The sequence below is a fragment of the Ruegeria sp. YKSF070 genome (assembly GCF_059612725.1).
Map to the genome: position 1 here is coordinate 183,337 of NZ_JBXWRD010000001.1, position 24,097 is coordinate 207,433.

The following is a 24,097-nucleotide window of genomic DNA, read 5'->3' on the forward strand; positions in this document are numbered from 1 at the left end:
GGACGACAATGCGCAAGTTGCAGACCCAGGGCGTGCATCACATCACCCTGACCGGCGCCGACCGGCAGAGCACCATCGATTTCTGGGAGGGGGTACTGGGCATGCCCTTCGTGTTCGATCAGCCCAATCTCGACAATCCGGACGAGGGCCATGTCTATTTCGACCCCGGCGACGGGCGCCTGATCACCGTGTTCACCAACGAGACGCGCAAGGGAACGCCCGACCGCACGCCCACCGATCCGGGCTGCGTGCATCACATCGCCTTCAACGTGTCACAGGCCACGTTCTGGCAGGCGGTCGAACGTCTGGACGAGCGCGGCATCGAGCATTCCGGCCCGCGCGACCGGGGGTTTATGGATTCGATCTATTTCAAGGATCCGCTGGGCCTACTGATCGAACTGGCCAGCTATCGGTTCGACCCGCCGGTGGGTTGCACCCATGCCGATGTGCTGATCCGCGCGCACCGGATCCGGGTGGCGCGCGGTGACTACAATATCGACCGCATCCATCTGGCCGATGCAATCGAGGCGCTGGTGAGCGATCGGCAGGATAGCCTGTCCAAAGATCGGGGGCCGAAAAACCCCTGGTAAATCGGGGGTGGGAAGTCAATTTCCTTGCTGACACCGCCCCATTTGGCGGTCCATGCTGCGTGCGACCCTTCCCGAGTTGAAAGGACGCCTGATGGCAACGCGGAAACGGCCCAACATCCTGCTGGTTATGGCCGATCAGATGACGCCCTTCATGCTCGAGGCCTGCGGTGGCACCGGTGCCCGCACCCGGCATCTGAGCCGACTGGCCGACCGCGCGGTGCAGTTCACCAATGCCTATACGCCCAGCCCGATCTGTGTGCCGGCCCGATCCTGTTTCATGACCGGGCTGTATACCTCGACCACCGGTTGCTACGACAACGGCGATCCCTATCACAGTTTCCTTCCCACCTTTGCCCATTACCTGACCAATGCGGGCTATGAAACGGTGCTGTCGGGCAAGATGCATTTCATCGGCGCCGACCAGTTGCACGGATTCCAGCGGCGCCTGAACCCCGATATCTACCCTTCGGGGTTCCTGTGGTCCTATCCGCTGCCGCCCGAAGGGGACGCCTCGTTCCAGGCCTTTGATTTCACGCCGCAATACCTGGCTGAGAATATCGGACCCGGCTGGTCGAAAGAGCTGCAATATGACGAGGAGACCCAGTTCCGGGCGCTGGAATACCTGCGCCACGCCCCGGACAGGCCCTGGATGCTGACCGTCTCCTTTACCAACCCGCATCCGCCCTATGTGGTGCCGCGCCCCTATTGGGAGATGTACAAGGACGCCGACATCCCGCTGCCGGATTATCCCGATGACATGGACGCGCGGTATTCCGATTTCGATCACGCGCTGCGGCGCTGGCACGGCCTGCATCAGCGCGGCCACGAGATTCGCGACCCCCGGAACCTGATCGCCATGCGGCGCGGCTTTGCGGCGCTGGCTCATTATGTCGACGACAAGATCGGTGCGTTGCTCGAGGTGCTGGACGAGACCGGCCAGCGCGACGAGACGGTGATCATCGTCACTTCGGATCATGGCGAGATGCTGGGCGAAAAGGGGCTGATCCAGAAACGCAGCCTCTATGAATGGTCGGCACGCATCCCGCTGATCATCGACCTGCCCGGCGCGGCACCCAGCCGGATCGACACGCCGGTGTCGCTGCTGGACCTGCCCGCCACGCTGATCGAGTTGGCCGGTCAGACACCGGTCGCGCCGCTCGAGGGACGATCCCTGCTGGGCGCGGTGCGGGGGCAGGGGCTGGATACCGTACCCATCGTTTCGGAGTACCATGGCGAGGGCATCATGCGGCCCAGTTTCATGGTGCGGCTGGGCGACTGGAAATATCACTATTGCCATGGTTCGGCGCGGCAGCTCTACAATCTGGCCGAGGACCCGGGCGAATGGCACAACCGGGCCGGAGAGCCGGACCTTGCCGAAACCGAGGCGCGGCTTGACCGGGTGATCACCGGCGGCAGTTTCGATCTGGAGCGGATCGCGCGCGAGGTCTGGGAGCGGCTGCCGCTCAAACAGGTGGTCAACGCCGCCATGCAGCGCAACGGCACCGCCTGGGATTATCGTCCCGACCCGGATACGGGCCGGAACTATGTGCGCTCGTGACGCTCAGTTCAGGATGTCGGCCACAGCACCGATCAGGTTCAGCACCTTGTGGGTGTCGCGATCGACCTGATACACATAGTCGCCCGCCCGAACGTAATAGCCATTCTGCTTCAGACCATAGCGATACGGGTTGTCGATCCAGACATAATCCCCGTCGATACGGTCGCCGATGCCATAGCGCGCCTTCACCTGTCCGGGCGGCACACAGGGCACCGCCTTCTTCGCCAGGCCCGGCGGACAGTGCACCGCGTTGGCCGGGTTGGCCGAGCGGGTCACCTTGACCTTGTTCTCGCCCTTCTGGGCGCCCTTGCCATTCCCATTGCCATTTCCGGCCAGCACCGGTGCGGCTGACAGGGACAGGCTCAGGACAAGCAATCCCGGGAGTATCCGTTTCATGCGTTTACCTTCCGATTGCGTCCGGCGACTGGCCGGATCTGGGAAATAGATGAGGTCAAAACGGGTTTTGTGCAAATCGATACGCGAAAACCCGCCGGCAGGGGTGCCGAGGGGTCTGGCTTCTTTCTGGTGAGAAATACTCCCGGGGTGAATTGGCCGCAGGCCAAGAGGGGCGGCGCCCCTTATCCCCGTGTGCGTTTCTCGAACCGGGGCAGCATGGCGCTGAAATCCATGCCCTTGCCATCCTCTTCCTCGACGAACCGGGCGTATAGCGCCTCGGCCAGCTGACCCATCGGCGTATCCGCATCGGCGCTGCCGGCGGCCTGCTGGCTCAGCCGCAGATCCTTGAGCATCAGTTCGGCGGCGAAACCGGGCTTGTAATCGTTGTCGGCGGGCGATTGCGGCCCCACTCCCGGTGCCGGGCAATAGGCGTTCATCGTCCAGCTATAGCCCGACGAGGTCGAAACCACGTCGAACATTTTCTGCCGGTCCAGCCCCAGCTTGTCGGCCAGCGCAAAGGCCTCGCAAGTGGCGATCATGGTCACGCCCAGGATCATGTTGTTGCAGATCTTGGCGGCCTGTCCGGCGCCTGCATCGCCGCAATGAACGGCCTTCTGCCCCATGATGTCAAACAGAGGCTTGGCCTTTTCAAAGGCCGCCTCCGAGCCGCCCGCCATGAAGGTCAGCGTGCCCACGGCCGCACCACCGATCCCGCCCGAGACCGGCGCGTCGACCGCCAGGAGTCCAGCCGCCTCGGCCTCCGCCGCCACCGCACGGGCGCTGTCCACGTCGACGGTCGAGCAATCGACCAGCGCCGCGCCAGCAGTCATCGCTGGGATCACCTCGGCCGCGACGGCGCGCAGGATCTGGCCGTTGGGCAGCATGGTCACCACCACATCGGCACCGCGCGCGGCCTCGGCCGCGTTGGCCGCGCGGGCCACGCCCGCCACCTCGACCGGCGCCATGTCGAACCCGGTCACCTCGTGACCCGCCTTGGCCAGGTTGGCCGCCATCGGCGCCCCCATATTGCCCAGACCGATGAAACCGATTTTCATGCCTATTCCTCCTCGAATGTCAGCGCCTCGGCGCCCAGCGGCTGCAACATGGCCGATACCGCCACTGCGGGCACCGTCAGATCGGCATATTGCCAGCGCGGATTGCGGTCCTTGTCGATGATCTGAGCGCGGATTCCTTCCAGGAAATCGCCCTTTTCCATGGCACGATAGGTGAAGCGGTATTCCAGCTCCAGCGCCTTGCGGATGCTCAGCGTCGCGCCGCGAAGCCGGTGCAGCATCTCCACCGTGCAGGCCATGGACAGCGGCGAATTCCGCTCGAGGCCGGCGAGAATTTTCGACGAAAATTCTCCGCCATCGCCTTTGAGCGAGGTCAGGATATCCCCCAACGTCTCGCCGCCGAAATGGCGGTCGATCTCCGCCTGCATGGCGCGCAACTCGCCCGGGGGCGGTGTCTGCGTATGCGAGGCCAGCACAGCCGGATCGCCCGAGGCCTCGAGCATCTCGATCAGCCCCCCCCAGTCACCCATCGGAATGAAAAGATCGGCAAACCCGGCATGGATCGCGTCATCCGGCCCCATCCGCCCGGCGGTGGTGCCCAGGTATTCGCCCAGCCGCCCCGGCGCCAGCGCCAGCATCAGCGTGCCGCCCACATCCGGAACCAGCCCGATGCCGCATTCGGGCATCGCGATCTTGCTGCTTTCGCCCACCACCCGGTGCGAGCCGTGACAGCCGATGCCGACTCCACCACCCATGGTGAAGCCCTGCATGAAGCTCACCACCGGCTTTGGATACTCGAAAATCATCGCATTCATGCGATATTCGTCGCGCCAGAAGGTGCGACCATAGCCGTAATCGCCCTTGGTGCCGGTGTCATACAGCTCGGCAATGTCACCCCCGGCGCAGAACGCCTTGTCGCCCTCGGCGTCGATGATCACCAGCGCGACATCATCGTCCTCGCGCCAGTTCCTGAGCGCCGCGTCGATCGCCATGCACATGTCATAGCTCATCGCGTTCAGCGCCTGCGGGCGGGTCAGGGTGATCCGCCCGGCGCGTCCCGTGACCCGGATGTCGATATCTGCCATCTGATCCTCAGCGGTTGGCCAGCATGTGGCGGGCGACAATCACCCGCATGATCTCGTTGGTGCCTTCCAGGATCTGGTGCACCCGCAGGTCACGCACCAGCTTCTCGATGCCGTAATCGGCAAGATAGCCGTAACCGCCATGTAGTTGCAGGCACTGATCCACCACTTTGGAACCGGTCTCGGTGACGAATTTCTTGGCCATGGCGCAGAACTTGGTGGCATCGGGCGCCTTGTTGTCCAGCTTCCACGCCGCCTGGCGCAGGAAGGTGCGCGCGGCCTGCAATTCGATCTCCATATCCGCCAGCCGGAATTGCAGCGCCTGGAACTGGTCGATGGATTTGCCAAAGGCCTTGCGCTCGCCCATGTATTGCAGCGTCATGTTCAACGCCGTCTGCGCCGCGCCCAGGCTGCACGAGGCGATATTGAGCCGCCCGCCATCCAGCCCCATCATCGCGTATTTGAACCCGTCGCCCTCGATGCCGACCAGGTTGCCCGCGGGCACCTTGCAATCATCGAACTGCACCTGGGCGGTGGGCTGGCTCTTCCAGCCCATTTTCTGCTCCAGCGCGCCAAAGCTCAGGCCGGGCGTGCTGTCCTCGACATAGACGGTCGAGATGCCCTTGGGCCCGTCCTCGCCGGTGCGTACCATGCAGACATAGGCATCGGAATAGCCGCCGCCCGAGATGAAGGCCTTGGTGCCGTTGAGCACATAGCCCTCGTTGGTCTTCTCGGCCCGTGTCTTCAGCGCCGCCGCGTCCGAGCCCGAGCCCGGTTCGGTCAGACAATAGCTCAGCACCGTATTGAGCGACAGGACATCCGGCATCACCCGCGCCTTCAGCTCATCGCTGGCGAAATTGTCCAGCATCTTGGCGCACATGTTGTGGATCGACAGAAAGGCCGCGACCGAAGGGCAGGCCATGCTCAGCGCCTCGAACACCAGGGTGGCATCCAGCCGGCTCAACCCGGCGCCGCCGGCCTCCTCGGAGACGTAAAGCCCGCCAAAACCCAGCTCGCCCACCTGCGGCCACAGGTCCTTGGGAATGGTGCCCTCGGCCTCCCATTGCCGGGCATAAGGCGCGATATTGTCCTGGCCGAATGCGTGGGCCATGTCGAAGATCGCGGTCTGTTCCTCGGTCAGTGCAAAATCCATGACGTTTCCTCCATCGGCAGGACAGCAGAATTGAACAGTTGTTTATTTCTTACCGCCGCGCCGGTATCCGATCAAGCGTCAATGCCGCAAATACCCTATGCAGAAATGCAAAGCGCGCCGCCCTAAGCACTTTCACTTTGCCTTAAATACTCCGGGGTGAATTGGCCGCAAGCCAAGAGGGGCAGCGCCCCTCCGACTATAAATCCGCGTGGAACTCCTCGATCAGGTGGCGCACAACGGCACGCCCCGCATCCTCGCCCCGGGCCAGCGCCTCGGCATGGACCCGGCGTTGTCGGGTGGCCGAATTGCCATGTTCGGCGATCTGGCGCAGCCGGGCGATCTCGGGCAGGGTGCCGAGAGCCTCGGCATCTTCCGACAGCATGCCCATCAGCTCGTCCATCAGCACCGTCATCGGCTTGAGCGAGCGGTCGCCGAAATCGATCAGCCCTTCGCCCACGCCATAGCGCTGCGCGCGCCAGCGGTTCTCGCCCACCAGAAACCGGTCGTAATGGCGCCAGCGCAGGTTGCGCGCCTTCAACCGGCACAGCATCCGCATCAGCGCCTGGTTCATCGCCGCCAGCGACAGCGCATGTTCCAGCCGGGGCTGAACATCCATGATCCGCGTCTCCAGCGTCGGGAACCGGTGTGAGGGGCGCAGGTCCCACCAGATCTTGGTAGTGTCCTCGATTACCCCCAGTTCGACCAGAATGCCCGTGGTGCGTTCATACTCCGCCCAACTTGCAAATGTGGGCGGCAGGCCCGTGCGCGGCAGGTTGTCGAAGATGGTCAGCCGGTAAGAGGACAGACCGGTATCCTCTCCGTTCCAGAAGGGGGACGAGGCCGACAGCGCCAGCAGATGCGGCAGGAAATAGCTGAGCTGTGGCATCAGATCGGCGCGTAGTGATTTGTCCTCGACCCCGATATGCACATGCATGCCACAGATCAGCATCCGCCGCGCCACCCCGCCCAACGCATGTTGCAGCGCGTCGTAGCGTTCCTTGCGAGTGTGGTGCTGGTCCTTCCAACTGGCGAACGGGTGGCAGGAGACCGCGATCGGGGTCAGGTTATGCTCGGCCGCCCGTTTTGAGACGCAGGCGCGCAGACGTTTCAGATCGTCGCGCGCGGCGGCAATGGTGGCATGGGGGCGGGTGCCGACCTCGATCTGGCATTGCAGGAATTCCGGGCTGACCTGGCCTTCGCAATCGGCCTGACAGGCTTCCATCAGCGCCTCGGGCGCCTCGGCCAGATGCAGGCTGTCGCGGTCGACCAGCAGATATTCCTCTTCGATGCCGAGTGTGAATTCTTTTTGCATGACCCCTCCACTGCCGGTTTCAGACCAGTGAACAGGCAACAGGTGGCTTTGCCAAGCAGGAATGGCGTTGGCCTGACGCGCCGGGACGGGTAAGGAACGGGCCGGGACAGGCTGACAGAGCGGGGCAACGGGATGAAGAAACGCAGATTTCCACGGACAAATGCATGGTTGTCACGCTGGGGCGTGGCGCTGAGCGATGCGCGCGAGGCGCAGGCGGAACAGGTCCGGCTGGCCGATTTCGAGGCGCGCGGCGGGCTGGAGACGGCGGCCTATGCGCTGAGCCCCGGGATGCGGACCTTCGATCTGGCACCGCTGATCGAGGATTACGCGCAGCATGCCGACGCGCTGGCGGCCCTGCACGACCCGACGCGCAACCAGACCGGATATCGCAGCGGCAACGGCTATTACGACACCCCCGATGCCGAAGCGCTGTACCTGATGATCCGCCGCTATCAGCCGCGCCGGGTGATCGAGGTGGGCTGCGGCAACTCGACCCGGATCACGCGGCAGGCGGTGCTGGATGGCGGGCTGGAGACCGAGATCACCGCGATCGACCCCTGGCCGCGCGCCGAAATCGCGGGCGTGGTCGACCACTTCGAACAGGCCCGTCTGGAAGAGGTGGACCCGGCGCTATTCGCCGGGCTCGAGGCCGACGATGTGCTGTTCATCGATTCAAGCCATCAGGTACGGATGAGCAATGATGTGGCACATCTGTTCTGTCGCATCATCCCGGCGCTGGCGCCGGGCGTGGTCATTCATGTGCACGATGTGTTCCTGCCCTATGAATATCCCAAGCGCTTCTTTTACGACTGCCCGTCCTGGGGCGAGCAATATGTGTTGCATGCGCTGTTGCAGTCAGGCGGCTACGAGTTGCTCTGGCCCGGCTACTATCTACAACGGGCGCGTCCCGATGCGGTCGAGGCGCTGCCGTTTCTGGCCCAGGGCCGGGCGCAGTCGCTGTGGATCCGCAAGCTCTAGGATTTGGCGCCCGGCTGTTAGCAAAAGGCGCGCTCGGTGCGCGCACGCTTTTGTATTGCGCTCGGGCCGCGCAGGCCCCGGGGCGCTGCCCCGGACCCCGGGATATTTGCGGCAAGAGGAAAGGGTCAGAGCAGGCGGACCTGGGTGCCGACCTGGACCAACTCGTAAAGTTCCTCGACATGCTGGTTGTAGAGGCCGATGCAGCCCGAGGAGCTTTGCCGTCCGATCTTGCGGGTATCATGGGTGCCATGCACCAGATAGGCGGGCCAGGTCAGATACATGGCGCGGGTGCCCAGCGGGTTGCCGACCTCGCCGCCCTCGATCCGGATCGGCAGGGTCGGGTCACGCTCGCGCATCGATGCGGTGGGCGTCCAGCTGGGATTGACCGTCTTGCGCACCACCTCGGTATAGCCGCGGCGGGTCAGCTCCTCGGTCATCGGGACCGAGGATGGATAGAGCTTGTAGCTGCCATCGGCGCCCCAGTAATGTACTGCCCGACTGGTGATATCGGCCAGTAGGCAGCCGACGCCGAGTTTTTCGAAATGGTCCTGCCAGTTCTGCTGCGCGAAAGAGGAGATGTTGCGCCGGACGGGCACCTGATCGCGAATTGCGGTCTCGGTTGTCGGGAAAGCGTCGGTCGACTGCGCGCGGGCGAGTGCGGGCGCGGCAAGGGCTGCCGCGGCACCGAGAAGGGTTGCACGGCGGGTCATGCGGGTGGTGGACATGTGAAACTCCGGTTTTCCTGCCTGATTAGCCATAGGATATATTGCTGCAATCGGTGCAATGGAAAAGGGGGAAACCTGTATCCGATTGTGTCGAAACGCGGCTGCTCACGCGTTTGTCATAAGTCGAGAGCGGCAGGAAGGGGGTCCTGCGCTGGAAGGTTGGCCGAGGCCGCCGGAGCGGGGCCGTGACGCGCCGAACGCGACCGTCCAGAGGTGGAAACGCCCCGGTCCGCAGGGGCCGGGGCGTTTCCGTAGGGCGTTTATTCCATCACGGGGATGGAGAATTCGCCGCCTTCCTTGATGCCCGAGGGCCAGCGGGCGGTGACGGTCTTGGTCCGGGTATAGAACTTGAACGCGTCGGGGCCGTGCTGGTTCAGGTCGCCAAAGGCGGATTTCTTCCAGCCGCCAAAGGTGTGATAGGCCAGCGGCACCGGGATCGGCACGTTGACGCCGACCATGCCGATATTGATCCGGTTGGCGAAATCGCGCGCGGCGTCGCCATCGCGGGTGAAGATCGCGGTGCCGTTGCCGTATTCGTGGTCCATGGCAAGGCCAAGCGCCTCTTCATAGCTCTTGGCGCGAACGGTGCTGAGGACCGGGCCAAAGATCTCTTTCTTGTAGATGTCCATGTCGGGAGTGACATGGTCAAAGAGATGCGGGCCGACAAAGAAGCCGTCCTCGTAGCCCTGCAGGCTGAAATCACGGCCATCGACCACCAGCTTGGCGCCCTGTTCCACGCCCGAGTTCACCAGGCGCAGGATGTTCTCCTTGGCGGCGGCGGTGACAACGGGGCCGTAATCCACGTCCTTGCCGGCGGTATAGGGGCCGACCTTCAGTTTCTCGATGCGGGGGACCAGTTTCTCGATCAGGCGGTCGGCGGTCTCGTCGCCCACCGGCACGGCAACCGAAATGGCCATGCAGCGTTCGCCCGCGGCGCCGTAACCGGCACCAACCAGCGCGTCGGCGGCCTGGTCCATATCGGCGTCGGGCATGATGATCATGTGGTTCTTGGCGCCGCCGAAACACTGCACGCGCTTGCCCTGGGCGCAGCCGGTGCCATAGATGTACTCGGCGATCGGGGTCGAGCCGACAAAGCCGACCGACTGGATCACCGGGTTGTACAGGATCGCGTCGACAGCTTCCTTGTCGCCGTTGACGACCTGAAGGATGCCCTTGGGCAGACCGGCCTCTTCCATCAGTTCGGCCAGCATCAGCGGTACTGACGGATCACGTTCGGACGGTTTCAGGATGAAGGCGTTGCCGCAGGCGATGGCGGGCGCGAACATCCACATCGGGATCATGGCGGGGAAGTTGAACGGAGTGATACCAGCGGTGACGCCCAGCGGCTGGCGCATGGAATACATATCGATGCCGGGGCCGGCGCTGTCGGTGAACTCGCCCTTCAGCATGTGGGGGGCACCGATGCAGTATTCCACCACTTCCAGCCCGCGCTGCACGTCGCCTGCGGCGTCGGGCAGGGTCTTGCCGTGCTCGCGGCTCAGCGCCTCGGCCAGCTTGTCCATGTCGCGGTTGAGGAGGTCGACGAATTTCATCATCACCCGCGCGCGGCGCTGCGGGTTGACGGCGGCCCAGGCGGGCTGGGCGGCGGCGGCGATTTCAACCGCGCGGGCCATTTCCTCGGTCGAGGCCAGCGGGCATTTGGCCTGCACTTCGCCGGTGGCGGGGTTGAAGACATCGGCAAAGCGGCCCGAGGTGCCTTTGACATGTTCGCCGTTGATATAGTGGGTCAGTTCCTGCATGGGATCTCCTCCGGGTTGGTTGGCGGCACTTTAGGCTTGCGAAAATCCCGAGAAAAGAGGCAAGATTTCAAAAGCGTTTTGCAAGAATGCAACGACGAGGGCGGGATGGATCCACATTGGGACGATATGAAGGTGTTTCTGGCGGTTGCGCGCGAGGAGAGCCTGTCGGGCGCGGGACGCCAGCTGAAGCTTGATCCGGCCACCGTCGGGCGCCGCATCGCCCGGCTGGAAGCCGCCTATGATACACCGCTGTTTGCCAAATCGCCGCAGGGTTACACGCTGACCGCGGCGGGTGAGCGGCTGCTTTCGCATGGCGAACAGGCCGAGGCGGCGATGCGCAGCGCCTCGGAGGCGCTGGCCGGCACCACCGAGGGGCTGACCGGTCAGATCCGCATCGGTGCGCCCGATGGCAGCGCCAACTACCTTTTGCCGCAGGTCTGCGCCCAGATCAGCGACGAGAATCCGGAACTGGATATCCAGATCCTCGCCCTGCCGCGTGTCATCAACCTGTCGCGGCGCGAAGCGGACATGGCCGTCACCGTCAGCGCGCCCACGGCGGGGCATCTGCTGGTGCAGAGGATCACCGATTACCGGCTGCATATGGTGGCTTCGCGTCGCTACCTGCGCACGCATCCCCCCATCGAGACGCTGGCCGACCTGCGCGGTCACCGGATGATCGGCTATATCCCCGACATGATCTTTGATCGCGAACTGGATTACCTCAACGATATCGGGATCGAACGGGTGGCGCTGGCCTCGAATTCGGTTTCGGTGCAACTGCGCCAGGCGGGGCACGGGTCGGGCATCTGCGTGGCGCATGATTTCACCCTGCCGTTCCATGGCAATCTGCGGCGCATCCTGACCGATCAGGTCAGTCTGACGCGCTCTTTCTATCTGGTCCGGCATCAGGGCGACCAGCGCAGCGAGCGGCTAAACCGCTTTGCCGAGGCGCTGACGCGTGGGATCCGCGACGAGGTAGCACGGCTTGAGGCTGACGCCACATCTTGACAGGGCGGCGCAATGGCGCAACGCTTTTGAATATGAAGAGATATTTCGGAGGTGTTGCATATGCTCGTTCAGGCCATTCTCAAGTCCAAGGCCAGTGACGGGGTCGTGACCGTCAGCGCCGCGGCCACCGTGGCAGAGGCCGCCGCGATTCTGGCAGAGAAGCGTATCGGCACCGTGGTCGTCTCGGACGATGGCGAAACGGCGCTGGGGATCCTCTCCGAGCGTGATATCGTGCGCGAACTGGCCGTCAGTGGCAGCGGTTGTCTGAGCGAAACGGTCAGCGCCTACATGACCAAGGATCTGGTGACATGCGGCCGTGATTCCAAGGTACAGGACGTGCTGACCCAGATGACCGAGCGCCGCTTCCGCCACATGCCCGTTGTCGAAGAGGGCAAGCTGGTCGGCCTGGTCACTCTTGGCGACGTGGTCAAGGCGCAACTGGCTGAACTGGCGATGGAGAAGAACGCCCTCGAAGGCATGATCATGGGCCACTAATCGCAAACAGCGCTTTGCCGCAGGTTGGAATGCTTGCACCTGCGGCAGAGATATGTTTGCTTGCGCAGCAAGATTATTGCGCAGGAGGCCCCGATGCGAGTGGGTTTGTATCCCGGAACCTTTGACCCGATTACTCTGGGTCACGTCGATATCATCCGTCGCGCTGCTGCGCTGGTGGACAAGCTGGTGATCGGTGTGGCGATCAATCGCGACAAGGGGCCGCTGTTCACGCTTGAAGAACGGGTCGCGATGATCGAGGCGGAATGTGCCGCGCTCAGCGCCGAGACCGGCACCGAGATCGTCGCACATCCGTTCGAGAATCTGTTGATCGACTGCGCACGCGACGTGGGCGCCCAGATCATCGTGCGCGGCCTGCGCGCGGTGGCCGATTTCGAATATGAGTTCCAGATGGTCGGCATGAACCGCGCGCTGGACGACAGTGTCGAGACCGTGTTCCTGATGGCCGATGCCCGCCGTCAAGCGATTGCCTCGAAACTGGTGAAGGAAATCGCGCGGCTGGGGGGCGACGTGTCGAAATTCGTGCCACCTAGGGTCAACGATGCCCTCAAGGAGCGGTTGGGAAGGGCGTAAGCGTTCCGCCTACTGCGGTTTTTTCCTGATGACTTGATACGAAATGGCCGCAACCGGGCCAAACGGGTATCCGGATCGCATGGCGGTCCGGCGAGCGCCCTATCGCCAGAAGGCCAGCCATTCGAGCAGGTCGAACAGTTTCTTGCCCAGAAACAGCATGTGTTCGGTCCCGAACATGGCGAAATCCAGCATCGCCGTGCCAAGCAGGATGACGCCCAGCCAAATGGAGATCTGATTTGTCATGATGTCCCGGCTCCGACAGAAACGCCCGCCCAGATAACCTGAGCGGGCGCATTGTCTCAAGAGGGTCAGCGGAAATCAGCCCAGACGGCCCATCGCCACCGCCACATCGGCCATGCGCACCGAGAAACCCCATTCGTTGTCATACCAGGCCAGCACGCGGACCATGCGGTTTTCCACCACGCGGGTCTGGTCCGGGGCAAAGATCGAGCTTTCGGGCGTGTGGTTGAAATCGGTCGAGACCAGCGGCGCGGGCTCGTAACCCAACACGCCTTTCATCGGGCCGCTGGCTGCGGCCTCAACAGCGGCGTTCACCTCGGCCGTGGTCACATCGCGCCCGGCGCGGAAGGTCAGGTCGACAGCCGAGACATTCGGCGTCGGCACCCGGATCGCCGATCCGTCCAGCCGCCCCTTGAGGTTCGGCAGCACCTCACCCAGCGCCTTGGCGGCCCCGGTCGAGGTGGGGATCATCGACATCGCGGCGGCGCGGGCGCGATACAGGTCCTTGTGGCGGCGGTCCAGCGTCGGCTGGTCGCCGGTATAGGCGTGGATCGTGGTCATGATGCCGTGCTCGATGCCGAAGGCCTCGTCCAGCACCTTGGCCAGCGGCGCCAGGCAGTTGGTGGTGCAGGACCCGTTCGAGATCATGGTGTCGGCGGCGGTCAGCTGGTCGTCATTGACGCCGAACACGATGGTCTTGTCCACGTTCTTGCCGGGGGCGGACAGCAGCACCTTCTTGGCGCCGCGTTCCAGATGCACCTTGGCCTTTTCGCCATCGTTGAACTTGCCGGTGCATTCCAGCACCACGTCGCAGCCCGACCAGTCCAGCTCGTTCAGGTCATAGGTCGAGAACATCTGCATGTCGCCCCGGCCCAGGTTCATGGTGCCTTCGCCGATGCTGACCTCGCCCGGGAAACGGCCATGCACGCTGTCATATTTGATCAGATGGGCGGCGGTCTCCAGCGGGCCGGTGGCGTTGACCTTGATCACCTCGATATCGTCGCGGCCCGAGGCTGCGATATGGGACAGGGTGCAACGACCGATGCGGCCAAAACCGTTGATACCAACCTTGATCGTCATTGTGAAACTCCGGCAGACGTGAATTTGTCCCGCCATATAGACGGCACTGTCGCGCTCAGAAAGGGCAAAACCGATTTATTTTGAAGGTGTTAGCGCAAACTTGCCCCGGTTGCGCTAACGCTTGCGCCACGCGGCTGTTAGGGTAGGTTGACCAGAACGCGGGCAGGATGAAAGGAAGCGGGCATGAGCGGATTGCTGGCCCTTCTCGATGATGTGGCGGGAATTGCCAAGGTCGCGGCGGCCTCGGTCGACGATGTGGCGGCGCAGGCGGCCAAGGCGGGCGCCAAGGCGGCGGGCGCGGTGATCGACGATGCGGCGGTGACGCCGAAATACGTACACGGCTTTGCCCCCGCGCGCGAATTGCCGATCATCTGGAAAATCGCGCGCGGCTCGATCCGCAACAAGCTGCTGATCCTGCTGCCCGCCGCGCTGCTGTTGTCGAATTTCGCACCCTGGCTGATCGCGCCGCTGTTGATGCTGGGCGGGGCCTATCTGTGTTTCGAAGGCGCGGAGAAGGTCTATCACGTGCTGGTGCCGCATGACACCAGTCATGTGTTCAAGGAGGACGAGCCGGGCGACCCGCTGCATCTGGAAGAGGAAAAGGCCGCCGGGGCCATCAAGACCGATTTCATCCTGTCGGCCGAGATCATGACCATCATCCTCGCCGCGATTCCCGAAAGCGGTTTCTGGATGGAGGCGGCGACGCTTGCGGTGGCCGGGATCGGCATCACCGTGGCGGTCTATGGTTCGGTTGCGCTGATCGTCAAGGCGGATGATGTCGGGCTATATCTGGCTGAAAACGGACGGCTTGGCCCCACCCGCGCCTTTGGTCGGGGGCTGGTGCGCGGGATGCCGGGCTTCATGCATCTGCTGACCGTGGTGGGCACGGCGGCGATGCTGTGGGTGGGCGGTTCGATCGTCATCCACGGGATGGAGGTGCTGGGCTTTGGCTGGCTCGGCCACCATATCCACGACCTGGCCTATGCGGCCGGACATGCGGTGCCTGAAAGCTGGACCGGCGCGGTGGAATGGATCACCAAGGCGGCGCTGGACGGGGTCTTGGGTCTGGCGCTGGGGTTTGTGCTGATCCCGCTGGCCACCCGCCTGATCGCGCCGCTCTGGCGGATGCTCACCGGCAAGGGATTGGATGCCAAGGGGCACTGAGTGCCCCTTGGACAGGGGTCAGACCATATCCTCGCCCGCCATGATCCGGGCATAGATCTCGGGGTCGGTGATCCCTTCGGAGCCGATCAGCAGCACCCGGGCGCTGTCATCCAGCCCCAGACTGTCGCTCAGCGCCGCATCGCTGCGGGCAGCGATGAGTGCAGCCAGCCCGGCCACCGCGCTTTCGCCGGCTTCGACGACCGGGTCGCCGCCCAGCGGATGCGCCAGCAGCCGAACGGTAGGCGCCACCAGCGTATCGGGGATGGTCAGGTAATCACGGGCCTCCTCTGCCAGGATCTCCCAGGCCAGCGGCGAGGGTTCGCCGCAGGACAGGCCCGCCATGATGGTCTCTTCGGCGATTTCGACCGCAGTGGCCGCCCCGGCGCGTGCACTTTCATAAAGACAGGCGGCGCGGTCGGGTTCGACAACAACGACACGCGGCGCCGCCTCGCCCCAATGCTGCACCAGCGCGGCGGTCACCCCGGCAGCCAGCCCGCCGACACCGCCCTGAAGAAAGACATGGGTGGGCGCCCGGTCCATTTCGCGGCAGATCTCGCGCACCATCACGCCATAGCCCGCCATCACGTCGCGCGGCGGATCGGTATAGCCGGGCCACGAGGTGTCGGAGACCACGAACCAGCCATGCGCCTCGGCCTCGTCCTTGGCCATGCGCACCGATGCGTCGTAATCGCCGTCGATGCGGATCACCTCGGCGCCCAGATCGCGCATCGCCTGGGCGCGGCCCTCGCTGACCTCGGCATGGATATAGATGCGACAGGGTGCGCCAAAGCGCTGACAGCCCCAGGCCAGCGAGCGGCCGTGGTTGCCATCGGTGGCGGAAACCAGCGTGATCCCGGCCACCACGTCGCGATGCTTGCCCGCGCGGATGTCGGCCAGTTCGACCTGCGCGCCGGTGCGGCGGGCAATCTCGCGTTGCAACACGCCCAGGGCGGCATAGGCGCCGCCAAGCGCCTTGAAACTGCCCAGGCCAAAGCGCGGGCCTTCGTGCTTGTAGCGGATCTCATCGACGCCGATCGCCTCGGCCAAGGCCGACAGCGCCACCAGCGGGGTCGGGGCGTAACCGTCCCATTGGGTGATCTCACCCTCGGCGGCGTCGAAATCCTGTGGCGACAGCACCCGGTGGGCGGCATCGCCCCGGGCGGGCGAACAAGAGACATGGCCCAGATGGGCGGCGGGCAGAAGGTCTTTCATTTTCAGTCCTTTCTTTGCGGCAGCCGGTCCCGCACCAGTGCCGCCCAGAAGGCGGCCCCGATCGGCAGCAGCGCGTCGTTGAAATCGTAATCCGAGGCATGCAGGGGCTGGGCATGGGCGCCCTCGGTCCCGTTGCCCATCAGCAGGAAGCAGCCGGGTACGGCGGCGGTGAAATGGGCGAAATCCTCGGAGAAACTCATCGGCTCACGGTTCCCCTCGACCTCCAGCCCCGCCGCGCGGGCGGCGCGGCAGACCGCCTGTGCCGGTTCTGGCGCGTTCATCGTCTCGACGAACTGAGTGTCGAAGTCGACCGCGACGCGAACCCCATGCGCCGCCGCCACGCCGCGCGCGATCTGCTCCATGAAACGCTGGATCTCGGCGCGATCCTGCGGCGCGCGGGCGCGAAAGTCGCCCTTGAGCGTGGCATGACCCGGCAGCACGTTGCGCTGGCCATCGGTCAGGAATTCGGTCACCGAGATCACCGCGCCCGAGGCGGGCGCCAGCTTGCGCGCGACCACGGTTTGCAGCGCGGTCACCATCTCGGCCCCCACGGTGATCGCATCGACCCCGGCCTGCGGCATCGAGGCATGGCCGCCCTGTCCGGTGATGTCGATCTGGAACAGCGTCTCGCTGTTGCAGATCAGGCCGGGCCGGGTCGAGACATGGCCGAGGGGCGCGCCGGGCAGGTTGTGGATGGCATAGACTTCGTCGATGGGAAACCGCTCCAGCACGCCCTCGTCGATCATCGCGCGCGCGCCCAGCCCGTGCTCTTCGGCGGGCTGGAACAGGAACACCACGGTGCCGTCGAAATCGGCGGCGCGCGCCAACTCCTCGGCGGCGCCCAGCAACATGGTCATATGCCCGTCATGGCCGCAGGCGTGCATCACGCCGGGAATGGTCGAGACATGGTCATGGCTGGTGGTCTCGGTGATCGGCAGCGCGTCCATGTCGGCGCGCAGCCCGATGGCGCGATTGCCGCTGCCCGCACGCAGCACGCCGACCACGCCCGCGCCCTCGTGCACCTCGATCCCGAGATCGCGCAGATGTGCCGCTACCACTGACTTGGTCCGGGTCTCGGCCATGCCAAGCTCGGGGTGGCGGTGCAGGTCGTGCCTGAGGTGCGTCAGCCGCGCGGCGAAATCCATCCTGTCGACTCCGGTTGGGGATTTGCCGCAGGATAGGCGGAATCTGTGCGTGTGTTACATCGTGCTTCGCAGGATGCTGCTAAATTTTTTGCGCGTCTTGGCCGATGGTGATCTGGATTTTGCGTTTTCAGACCCGCGCCAGCAGATCGCGCAGCGCCGCACCATAGCGGCGCGCAATCGCCTCTTCGGCCACATGACGGCCCGCGCGCACCTGATGGCGGCCTGCCGACCAGAGATCGCTTACCACCCGGTCACCGGCGGCAAAGATCAGCCCATCCAGCAATTGCGCCGGTTCCAGCCCGCAAAGCGCGGGCGCATTGCTGTCGATGGCGACCAGATCGGCCAGTGCGCCGGGGGCGATCTCTCCGGCCCGGCGCTCCAGCGCACGGGCGCCGCCGCGCAAGGCCCCCAGATAGAGCGCCGCGCCCGTCGATCCCTCGGCCCCCGCCAGCACGTTGCGTTCGCGGTCGCGCAGGCGCTGGGAGTATTCCAGCAGCCGTAATTCTTCGGTCAAGGATATCAACACGTTGGAATCCGATCCTACACCGAACGCGCCGCCCGCCTCGAGATAGGGCACCCCGTTGAAGATGCCGTCGCCCAGATTGGCCTCGGTGATCGGGCACAGGCCCGCAACGGCGCCGGTGGACGCCATGGCGCGGGTTTCGGCATCGCTCATATGGGTGGCGTGGATCAGGCACCAGCGCGGCCCGACCGCCGCGTTGTTCAGCAGCCAGTCGACCGGGCGGGCGCCATAGGCGGCCTCGATCTCTTCGACCTCGCGGGTCTGTTCGGCGATGTGGATATGCACCGGCTCGTCCGGGTGGCGTACCGCGACCTCGGCCAGATCGGCGGCGGACACCGCGCGCAGCGAATGCGGCGCAATGCCGACACGGGCGTCGGCGGGCAGGGTGCTCGCATGGGCGCGGGCGCCATCGACCAGGGTGCAATAGGCGTCAAGGTCGTTGCCAAAGCGCAATTGCCCGCCCGCCAGCGCCCGCCCATCGGCGCCGCCATGGGTATAGAGAACCGGGAGCAAGGTCAGCCCAATGCCGGTTTCCGCCGCCGCCTGCACGATCCGGGCCGACATCTCGGCCCTGTCGTCATAGTGCCCACCGCCGGGGCGGTGATGCAGGTAGTGGAACTCGCCCACCGCCGCATAGCCCGCCTTTTGCATCTCGACAAAGGTCTGGGCGGCAATTGCGGCCACATGCTCGGGCGTGAGCCGGTCGAGAAAGCGGTACATCAGCTCGCGCCAGGTCCAGAAGCTTTCCCGCCCCCGGCTGCGATACTCGGTCATCCCCGCCATCGCTCGCTGAAAGCTGTGGCTGTGCAGGTTGCCCGGCGCGGGCATCAGCGTGTCGACCCGCACGTCGCCGGGCAGCGGCGCGCTGTCCGGCTCGACCGAGGCGATATGCAGCCCGTCAATCGTAACGCGGGCGTCAGACAGCCAGCCCTTGGGGCCAAGCAGGCGGTTTGCGAAAACAGTCATCCGCGCGCGCCCTAGTTGCCCAGGATGCCGGGCAGGCGCAGGCCATGTTGGCGGGCGCAGTCGAGCGCGCTGTCATAGCCCGCATCGGCATGGCGCCAGACGCCGCTGGCCGGATCGTTCCACAGCACCCGTTCCAGCCGGCGGGCTGCCTCGGGGGTGCCATCGGCGACAACCACCATGCCCGCATGTTGGGAAAAGCCCATGCCGACGCCGCCGCCGTGATGCAGGCTGACCCAGGTGGCGCCTGAGGCGGTGTTGACCAGCGCGTTCAGCAGCGGCCAGTCGCTGACCGCGTCCGAGCCGTCGCGCATCGCCTCGGTCTCGCGGTTGGGCGAGGCGACCGAGCCGCTGTCGAGGTGATCGCGCCCGATCACCACCGGGGCCTTCAACTCGCCACTGGCCACCATGTCGTTAAAGGCAAGGCCAGCCTTGTGCCGGTCGCCAAGGCCGATCCAGCAGATGCGCGCGGGCAGGCCCTGAAAGGCGATGCGTTCCTGTGCCATGTCCAGCCAGTTGTGCAGATGGGTGTTGTCGGGAAACAGCTCCTTCATCTTGGCGTCGGTCTTCAGGATATCCTCGGGGTCGCCCGACAGGGCGCACCAGCGGAACGGGCCGATGCCCTTGCAGAACAGTGGCCGGATATAGGCGGGCACGAAGCCGGGAAAGGCAAAGGCGTTTTCCAGCCCCTCATCCTGTGCCACCTGGCGGATGTTGTTGCCGTAATCCAGCGTCGGCACGCCCGCGTTCCAGAAATCGACCATCGCGGCCACATGCTGTTTCATCGAGGCGCGGGCGGCCTTCTCCACCGCCTTGGGGTCGCTTTCGCGCTTGCCCTTCCACTGGGCCATGGTCCAGCCCAGCGGCAGATAGCCGTTGATCGGGTCATGGGCGCTGGTCTGGTCGGTGACGATATCGGGGCGCAGGCCGCCCGCCTGCATGCGGGCGTAGATCTCGGGGAAAATCTCGGCGGCATTGCCCAGCAGGCCCACCGATTTCGCCTCGCCCGCCTTGGTCCAGCGCTCGATCATGGCCAGCGCCTCGTCCAGCGTTTCGGCCTTTTCATCCAGGTACCTGGTGCGCAGGCGAAAGTCGATGCTGTCGGGGTTGCATTCGACCGCCAGACAGCACGCGCCTGCAAAGACGGCGGCCAGCGGCTGGGCGCCGCCCATGCCCCCCAGACCCCCGGTCAGGATCCACTTGCCGGTCAGGTCGCCTCCGTAATGCTGGCGCCCGGCCTCGGCAAAGGTTTCATACGTGCCCTGAACGATGCCCTGGGTGCCGATATAGATCCAGGACCCGGCGGTCATCTGGCCGTACATCATCAGGCCCTTCTTATCGAGCGTGTTGAAATGATCCCAATTGGCCCAATGCGGCACCAGGTTGGAGTTGGCGATCAGCACGCGGGGCGCGTCGGCATGGGTGCGCACCACCGCGACCGGCTTGCCCGACTGCACCACCAGCGTCTCGTCGGATTCGAGGTCTTTCAGCGCGGCAACGATGGTGTCGAAATCGCTCCATGTGCGGGCCGCGCGCCCGATGCCGCCATAAACCACCAGCTCATGCGGGTTCTCGGCCACATCCGGGTGCAGGTTGTTCATCAGCATCCGCATCGCGGCCTCGGTCTGCCAGCTCTTTGCGGTCCGCTCAGGTCCGGTGGGCGGATAGACGTCGCGGGTGTTCTTGCGGTCAAGCATGATCAGGCTCCTCTGGGGCTGCTCGGGCGCCCGGACAGCGCCAGTGTTTCGAGTTGGGTCAGGATTTCGGCCAGCACCGGGCGCAGGCGGTCGGCGCGTTCGGGCCGATAGGTCCAGGGTGCGGCCTCGTCCATATAGGCGCGCTGTGCGGTTTCCATCTGGATGGCATGCTGGCCGATCTCGGGCTGCCCGTAATGGCGGGTGGTCCAGCCGCCCTTGAAGCGGCCGTTCAGAACGGTCTGATCCGGGTCGGCGGCGTGGCAGGTTTCAAGGGTTGCCGCCTCGATTTCGGGGGCGCAGGTGGTGCCATTGTTGGTGCCGATATTGAATATCGGCAGGGTGCCCGCGAACAGGAACGGAATGTCGGACCGGATCGAGTGGCAATCATAGAGCACCGCCACCCCGTGCCGGTCGCGTGCGCGCTCCAACGCCTCGGCCAGTGCGGCGTGATAGGGGGCGTGATAGGTGGCGCGGCGTTCTGCGATCTCGTCGGCATCGGGGGCTTGCCCCGGCAGCCAGATATCATGGCCGTCAAAATCGGTGGTGGGGCAGAGCGTGGTGGTGTTCTGCCCCGGATAGAGCGAGACGCCTGCAGGGTCGCGATTGGCGTCGATCAAATAGCGGTGCACCGTCGATTTCACCAGGCTCGCGCCGGGCAGCAGGCCGGCATAGAGCCGGTCGATATGCCAGTCGGTATCGCTCAGCCCCTGGCCGCGCGGGTTCAGCCGGGCGTGGATCGCATCGGGCACAAAGGTACCGCCATGGGGCAGGCCCAGCACCACCGGGCCATCGCCCCGGATCACCTCGACCGGCGTCATGGCCGCAGCCCGCCCATGTCGATCCCCACCACATCGAGCAGCGCACCGGCGCCGACCAGCCGCGCCGCGGTTTCGATATCGGGCGCCATGTAACGGTCCTCCGCCAGCCGGGGCACCTCGGCGCGCAGCCGCGTCACTGCCGCTTGCAGCGCGGTGCTGGTCTGCAAGGGCGCGCGAAACTCGATCCCCTGCGCGGCGCAAAGCAGCTCGACGCCCAGAATGTAATGCAGGTTCTCGACCATCCGGCCCAGCCGCACCGCCCCATGCGCGGCCATCGAGACGTGATCCTCCTGATTGGCGCTGGTGGGGGTGCTGTCTGTGACGCAGGGATTGGCCAGATGCTTGTTCTCGCTCATCAGCGCGGCGGTAGTGACCTCGGCGATCATCAGGCCCGAGTTCAGCCCCGGTTTCGGGGTCAGGAAGGGCGGCAGATCGAAACTCAGCGTCGGATCCACCATCAGCGCCACCCGGCGTTGCGCGATGGCGCCGATCTCGGACACCGCCAGCGCGATCAGATCGGCGGCAAAGCCGACCGGCTCGGCGTGGAAGTTGCCGCCCGAAACGATCATGTCCGCCTCGGCCAGCACAAGCGGGTTGTCCGTGGCGGCATTGGCCTCGATCTCCAGCGTCTGGGCGGCCTGGCGCAGCACGTCCATGGCAGCACCGGTCACCTGCGGTTGGCAGCGGATGCAATAGGGGTCCTGTACCCGCGCGTCGCCTTCGCGATGGCTTTCGCGGATCTCTGACCCGTCCAGCAGCGCCCGCATCCGCGCGGCGGCGTCGATCTGGCCGCGATGGCCGCGCAAGGCGTGGATCTCGGGTTGCAGGGGCGCGGTCGACCCCATGATCGCATCGGTCGACAGTGCCGCAGTCACCAGCGAGGAAGTCGCCGCCCGCCAGGCACCGAACAGGCCCGCCAGCGCAAAGGCGGTCGAGAACTGGGTACCGTTGATAAAGGCCAGCCCCTCCTTGGGGCCCAGCGCAATCGGGGTCAGGCCGGCGCGCGCCAGCGCCTCGGCGCCAGGCAGGCGCTGGCCCTGATACTCGGCCTCGCCTGCGCCGATGATCACCGCCGTCATATGGGCCAGCGGCGCCAGATCCCCTGATGCCCCGACCGAGCCCTGCACCGGGATCACCGGGGTGACATCGTGCGCCAGCATCTCTTCGAGCAGCGTGATCAGCTCCCAGCGCACGCCCGAGGCGCCGCGCCCCAGCGACAGCAGTTTCAACACCATCATCAGCCGGGCCATGCGGCGCGGGATCGGGGCGCCGACGCCGCAGCAATGGGACAGGATCAGGTTGCGTTGCAGGGTGGCGGTGTCCTGCGGCGCGACCTTGAGGCTGGCCAGTTTGCCAAAGCCCGTGTTGACGCCATAGACCGGCACATCGCCAGCCGCCGCCGCCTGAATGCGCGCCGCCGCCGCCTCGACCGCCGCGCGGCAGGCCGGGTCAAGCCGCACCGCGCTTTCGTCGAAATAGATTCGCGCCAGTTGCTCTAGCGTGGCAGAGCCGGGGGTGAGGGTCAGGGCGGTCACAGGGTGCCTCCGATGATGCGTTGGTAAAGCGGGTTGAATCCGATGCGATAGGCGAGTTCCGCCGGGTGCGACACGTCCCAGAGCGCCAGATCGGCGCGCTGACCCGGGGCCAGTGTGCCCCGGTCGGTCATTCCCAGGGCGCGTGCGGCATTGCGGGTGGTGCCGGCCAGCGCCTCTTCGGGTGTCAGGCGGAACAAGGTGCAGGCCATGTTCATCGCCAAGAGCAGCGAGGTCATCGGCGAGGAACCGGGATTGGCATCGGTCGAGACTGCCATCGGCACGCCATGTTTGCGCAACAGCGCAATGGGCGGCTTCCGGGTCTCGTTCAGGGTATAGAACGCGCCCGGCAGGATCACCGCCGTCATCCCGGCCCGGGCCATGGCGGCGACGCCGTCCTCGTCAAGATATTCGATGTGATCGGCCGAGAGCGCGCCGTAAGAGGCGGCGAGTTTTGCGCCCCCCAGATTTGACAGCTGTTCGGCATGCAGCTTTACCGGCAGGTCCAGCGCGCGCGCGACGTCAAATACGCGGGCGATCTGTTCGGGCTGAAAGGCGATGCCCTCGCAGAACCCGTCGACCGCATCCACCAGCCCCTCGGCATGGGCGGCGCGCAGCGCGGGGATTGCCACGGTGTCGATATAGGCATCCGCGCGTCCGGCATATTCCGCCGGCACCGCATGGGCGCCGAGAAAACTGGTGCGGATGGTCACGTCACGGTGCTGGCCAATGGCGCGGGCTGCGCGCAGCATGCGCAGCTCGGTTTCGGTGTCCAGCCCATAACCGGATTTCACCTCGATCACCGACACGCCCTCGGCGATCATCGCATCGACACGGGGCAGGGCGCTGGCGACCAGTTCCGCCTCGCTGGCATTCCGCGTGGCTGTCACGGTCGAGACGATGCCGCCGCCCGCGCGCGCGACCTCTTCATAGGTGGCACCTTGCAACCGCATCTCGAATTCCGAGGCACGGTTGCCGCCATGTACGATATGTGTGTGACAGTCGATCAACGCGGGTGTCACCAGGCGCCCGCCCAAATCGTGGCTGGGCAGGGTGGCGAAG

The 24,097-nt window shown here is 65.2% G+C and carries 23 protein-coding genes; 7 read left to right on the top strand and 16 right to left on the bottom strand.

The window, feature by feature from the left end; translation table 11 throughout:
- Positions 1–8: 8 nt before the first annotated feature.
- Positions 9–590, top strand: coding sequence for a VOC family protein (locus AC2FL1_RS00935; RefSeq protein WP_496826137.1), 582 nt, complete (start codon positions 9–11; stop codon positions 588–590).
- Positions 591–681: 91 nt separating this feature from the next.
- On the top strand, positions 682–2,148 hold the full coding sequence (locus AC2FL1_RS00940) for a sulfatase-like hydrolase/transferase (protein ID WP_496875693.1): 1,467 nt from the start codon (positions 682–684) through the stop codon (positions 2,146–2,148).
- Between the two features lie 3 nt (positions 2,149–2,151).
- Here the strand turns inward: AC2FL1_RS00940 and AC2FL1_RS00945 are convergent, their stop codons facing one another.
- The 5 genes from AC2FL1_RS00945 to AC2FL1_RS00965 all read right to left on the bottom strand — a co-directional run bounded on the left by AC2FL1_RS00945 (position 2,152) and on the right by AC2FL1_RS00965 (position 7,104).
- Complete coding sequence (locus AC2FL1_RS00945) at positions 2,152–2,544, bottom strand: hypothetical protein (RefSeq protein ID WP_496875694.1); 393 nt, start codon at positions 2,542–2,544, stop codon at positions 2,152–2,154.
- 182 nt (positions 2,545–2,726) lie between these two features.
- Complete coding sequence (gene mmsB / locus AC2FL1_RS00950; RefSeq protein WP_496875695.1) at positions 2,727–3,599, bottom strand: 3-hydroxyisobutyrate dehydrogenase; 873 nt, start codon at positions 3,597–3,599, stop codon at positions 2,727–2,729.
- A 2-nt stretch (positions 3,600–3,601) separates the two neighbouring features.
- Positions 3,602–4,642, bottom strand: a complete 1,041-nt coding sequence (locus AC2FL1_RS00955; RefSeq protein WP_496875696.1) for an enoyl-CoA hydratase/isomerase family protein — start codon at positions 4,640–4,642, stop codon at positions 3,602–3,604.
- 7 nt (positions 4,643–4,649) lie between these two features.
- Entirely contained in the window at positions 4,650–5,792 is a 1,143-nt protein-coding gene (locus AC2FL1_RS00960) for an acyl-CoA dehydrogenase family protein (RefSeq protein ID WP_496875697.1), read from the bottom strand.
- Between the two features lie 196 nt (positions 5,793–5,988).
- A complete protein-coding gene (locus AC2FL1_RS00965) occupies positions 5,989–7,104 on the bottom strand; it encodes a carboxylate-amine ligase (protein ID WP_496826127.1) in 1,116 nt (371 codons plus the stop codon).
- Positions 7,105–7,236: 132 nt separating this feature from the next.
- Between AC2FL1_RS00965 and AC2FL1_RS00970 the strand changes: the two genes are divergently transcribed.
- Complete coding sequence (locus AC2FL1_RS00970) at positions 7,237–8,082, top strand: class I SAM-dependent methyltransferase (RefSeq protein WP_496875698.1); 846 nt, start codon at positions 7,237–7,239, stop codon at positions 8,080–8,082.
- A gap of 125 nt (positions 8,083–8,207) precedes the next feature.
- Here AC2FL1_RS00970 and AC2FL1_RS00975 read toward each other — a convergent pair whose 3' ends face one another.
- Both AC2FL1_RS00975 and AC2FL1_RS00980 read right to left on the bottom strand, forming a co-directional pair.
- The gene (locus AC2FL1_RS00975; RefSeq protein WP_496826123.1) at positions 8,208–8,807 is read right to left on the bottom strand and encodes a L,D-transpeptidase; all 600 of its coding nucleotides are present in this window, start codon (positions 8,805–8,807) and stop codon (positions 8,208–8,210) included.
- Positions 8,808–9,067: 260 nt separating this feature from the next.
- Positions 9,068–10,567, bottom strand: a complete 1,500-nt coding sequence (locus AC2FL1_RS00980) for a CoA-acylating methylmalonate-semialdehyde dehydrogenase (protein WP_234136926.1) — start codon at positions 10,565–10,567, stop codon at positions 9,068–9,070.
- A 105-nt stretch (positions 10,568–10,672) separates the two neighbouring features.
- Here AC2FL1_RS00980 and AC2FL1_RS00985 point away from each other — a divergent pair, with 105 nt between their 5' ends.
- The 3 genes from AC2FL1_RS00985 to coaD all read left to right on the top strand — a co-directional run bounded on the left by AC2FL1_RS00985 (position 10,673) and on the right by coaD (position 12,661).
- On the top strand, positions 10,673–11,575 hold the full coding sequence (locus AC2FL1_RS00985) for a LysR family transcriptional regulator (protein ID WP_496826121.1): 903 nt from the start codon (positions 10,673–10,675) through the stop codon (positions 11,573–11,575).
- 60 nt (positions 11,576–11,635) lie between these two features.
- The gene (locus AC2FL1_RS00990; RefSeq protein WP_496875699.1) at positions 11,636–12,070 is read left to right on the top strand and encodes a CBS domain-containing protein; all 435 of its coding nucleotides are present in this window, start codon (positions 11,636–11,638) and stop codon (positions 12,068–12,070) included.
- Between the two features lie 93 nt (positions 12,071–12,163).
- Positions 12,164–12,661, top strand: a complete 498-nt coding sequence (coaD, locus tag AC2FL1_RS00995) for a pantetheine-phosphate adenylyltransferase (RefSeq protein WP_234143985.1) — start codon at positions 12,164–12,166, stop codon at positions 12,659–12,661.
- 99 nt (positions 12,662–12,760) lie between these two features.
- On the opposite strand, the gene AC2FL1_RS01000 is transcribed toward coaD, so the two are convergent.
- Together AC2FL1_RS01000 and gap are read right to left on the bottom strand one after the other, a co-directional pair.
- Positions 12,761–12,904, bottom strand: a complete 144-nt coding sequence (locus AC2FL1_RS01000) for a hypothetical protein (RefSeq protein ID WP_496875700.1) — start codon at positions 12,902–12,904, stop codon at positions 12,761–12,763.
- 75 nt (positions 12,905–12,979) lie between these two features.
- Complete coding sequence (gene gap, locus AC2FL1_RS01005; RefSeq protein WP_496875701.1) at positions 12,980–13,981, bottom strand: type I glyceraldehyde-3-phosphate dehydrogenase; 1,002 nt, start codon at positions 13,979–13,981, stop codon at positions 12,980–12,982.
- 183 nt (positions 13,982–14,164) lie between these two features.
- On the opposite strand from gap, the gene AC2FL1_RS01010 reads away from it, so the two are divergent.
- Entirely contained in the window at positions 14,165–15,145 is a 981-nt protein-coding gene (locus tag AC2FL1_RS01010) for a DUF808 domain-containing protein (RefSeq protein WP_496875702.1), read from the top strand.
- 18 nt (positions 15,146–15,163) lie between these two features.
- On the opposite strand, the gene AC2FL1_RS01015 is transcribed toward AC2FL1_RS01010, so the two are convergent.
- The 7 genes from AC2FL1_RS01015 to hutI form a co-directional block, all read right to left on the bottom strand.
- Positions 15,164–16,357: a diaminopropionate ammonia-lyase gene (locus AC2FL1_RS01015; RefSeq protein WP_496875703.1), complete on the bottom strand. Its 1,194-nt coding sequence runs from the start codon at positions 16,355–16,357 to the stop codon at positions 15,164–15,166.
- 2 nt (positions 16,358–16,359) lie between these two features.
- Entirely contained in the window at positions 16,360–17,502 is a 1,143-nt protein-coding gene (locus AC2FL1_RS01020) for an amidohydrolase (protein WP_496875704.1), read from the bottom strand.
- Positions 17,503–17,629: 127 nt separating this feature from the next.
- The gene (locus AC2FL1_RS01025) at positions 17,630–18,991 is read right to left on the bottom strand and encodes a formimidoylglutamate deiminase (RefSeq protein WP_496875705.1); all 1,362 of its coding nucleotides are present in this window, start codon (positions 18,989–18,991) and stop codon (positions 17,630–17,632) included.
- An 11-nt stretch (positions 18,992–19,002) separates the two neighbouring features.
- Positions 19,003–20,685 carry a urocanate hydratase gene (gene hutU / locus AC2FL1_RS01030; RefSeq protein WP_496875706.1) on the bottom strand — a complete coding sequence of 561 codons (1,683 nt, stop codon included), beginning with the start codon at positions 20,683–20,685 and terminating at the stop codon, positions 19,003–19,005.
- Positions 20,686–20,687: 2 nt separating this feature from the next.
- On the bottom strand, positions 20,688–21,503 hold the full coding sequence (gene hutG, locus AC2FL1_RS01035; protein ID WP_496875707.1) for an N-formylglutamate deformylase: 816 nt from the start codon (positions 21,501–21,503) through the stop codon (positions 20,688–20,690).
- Positions 21,500–23,038 carry a histidine ammonia-lyase gene (gene hutH / locus AC2FL1_RS01040; protein ID WP_496875708.1) on the bottom strand — a complete coding sequence of 513 codons (1,539 nt, stop codon included), beginning with the start codon at positions 23,036–23,038 and terminating at the stop codon, positions 21,500–21,502. Before hutH ends, hutG begins: the two co-directional genes overlap by 4 nt.
- The coding region (gene hutI / locus AC2FL1_RS01045; RefSeq protein WP_496875709.1) for an imidazolonepropionase at positions 23,035–24,097 on the bottom strand (1,063 nt) is incomplete at its 5' end. The genes hutH and hutI, both read right to left, overlap by 4 nt.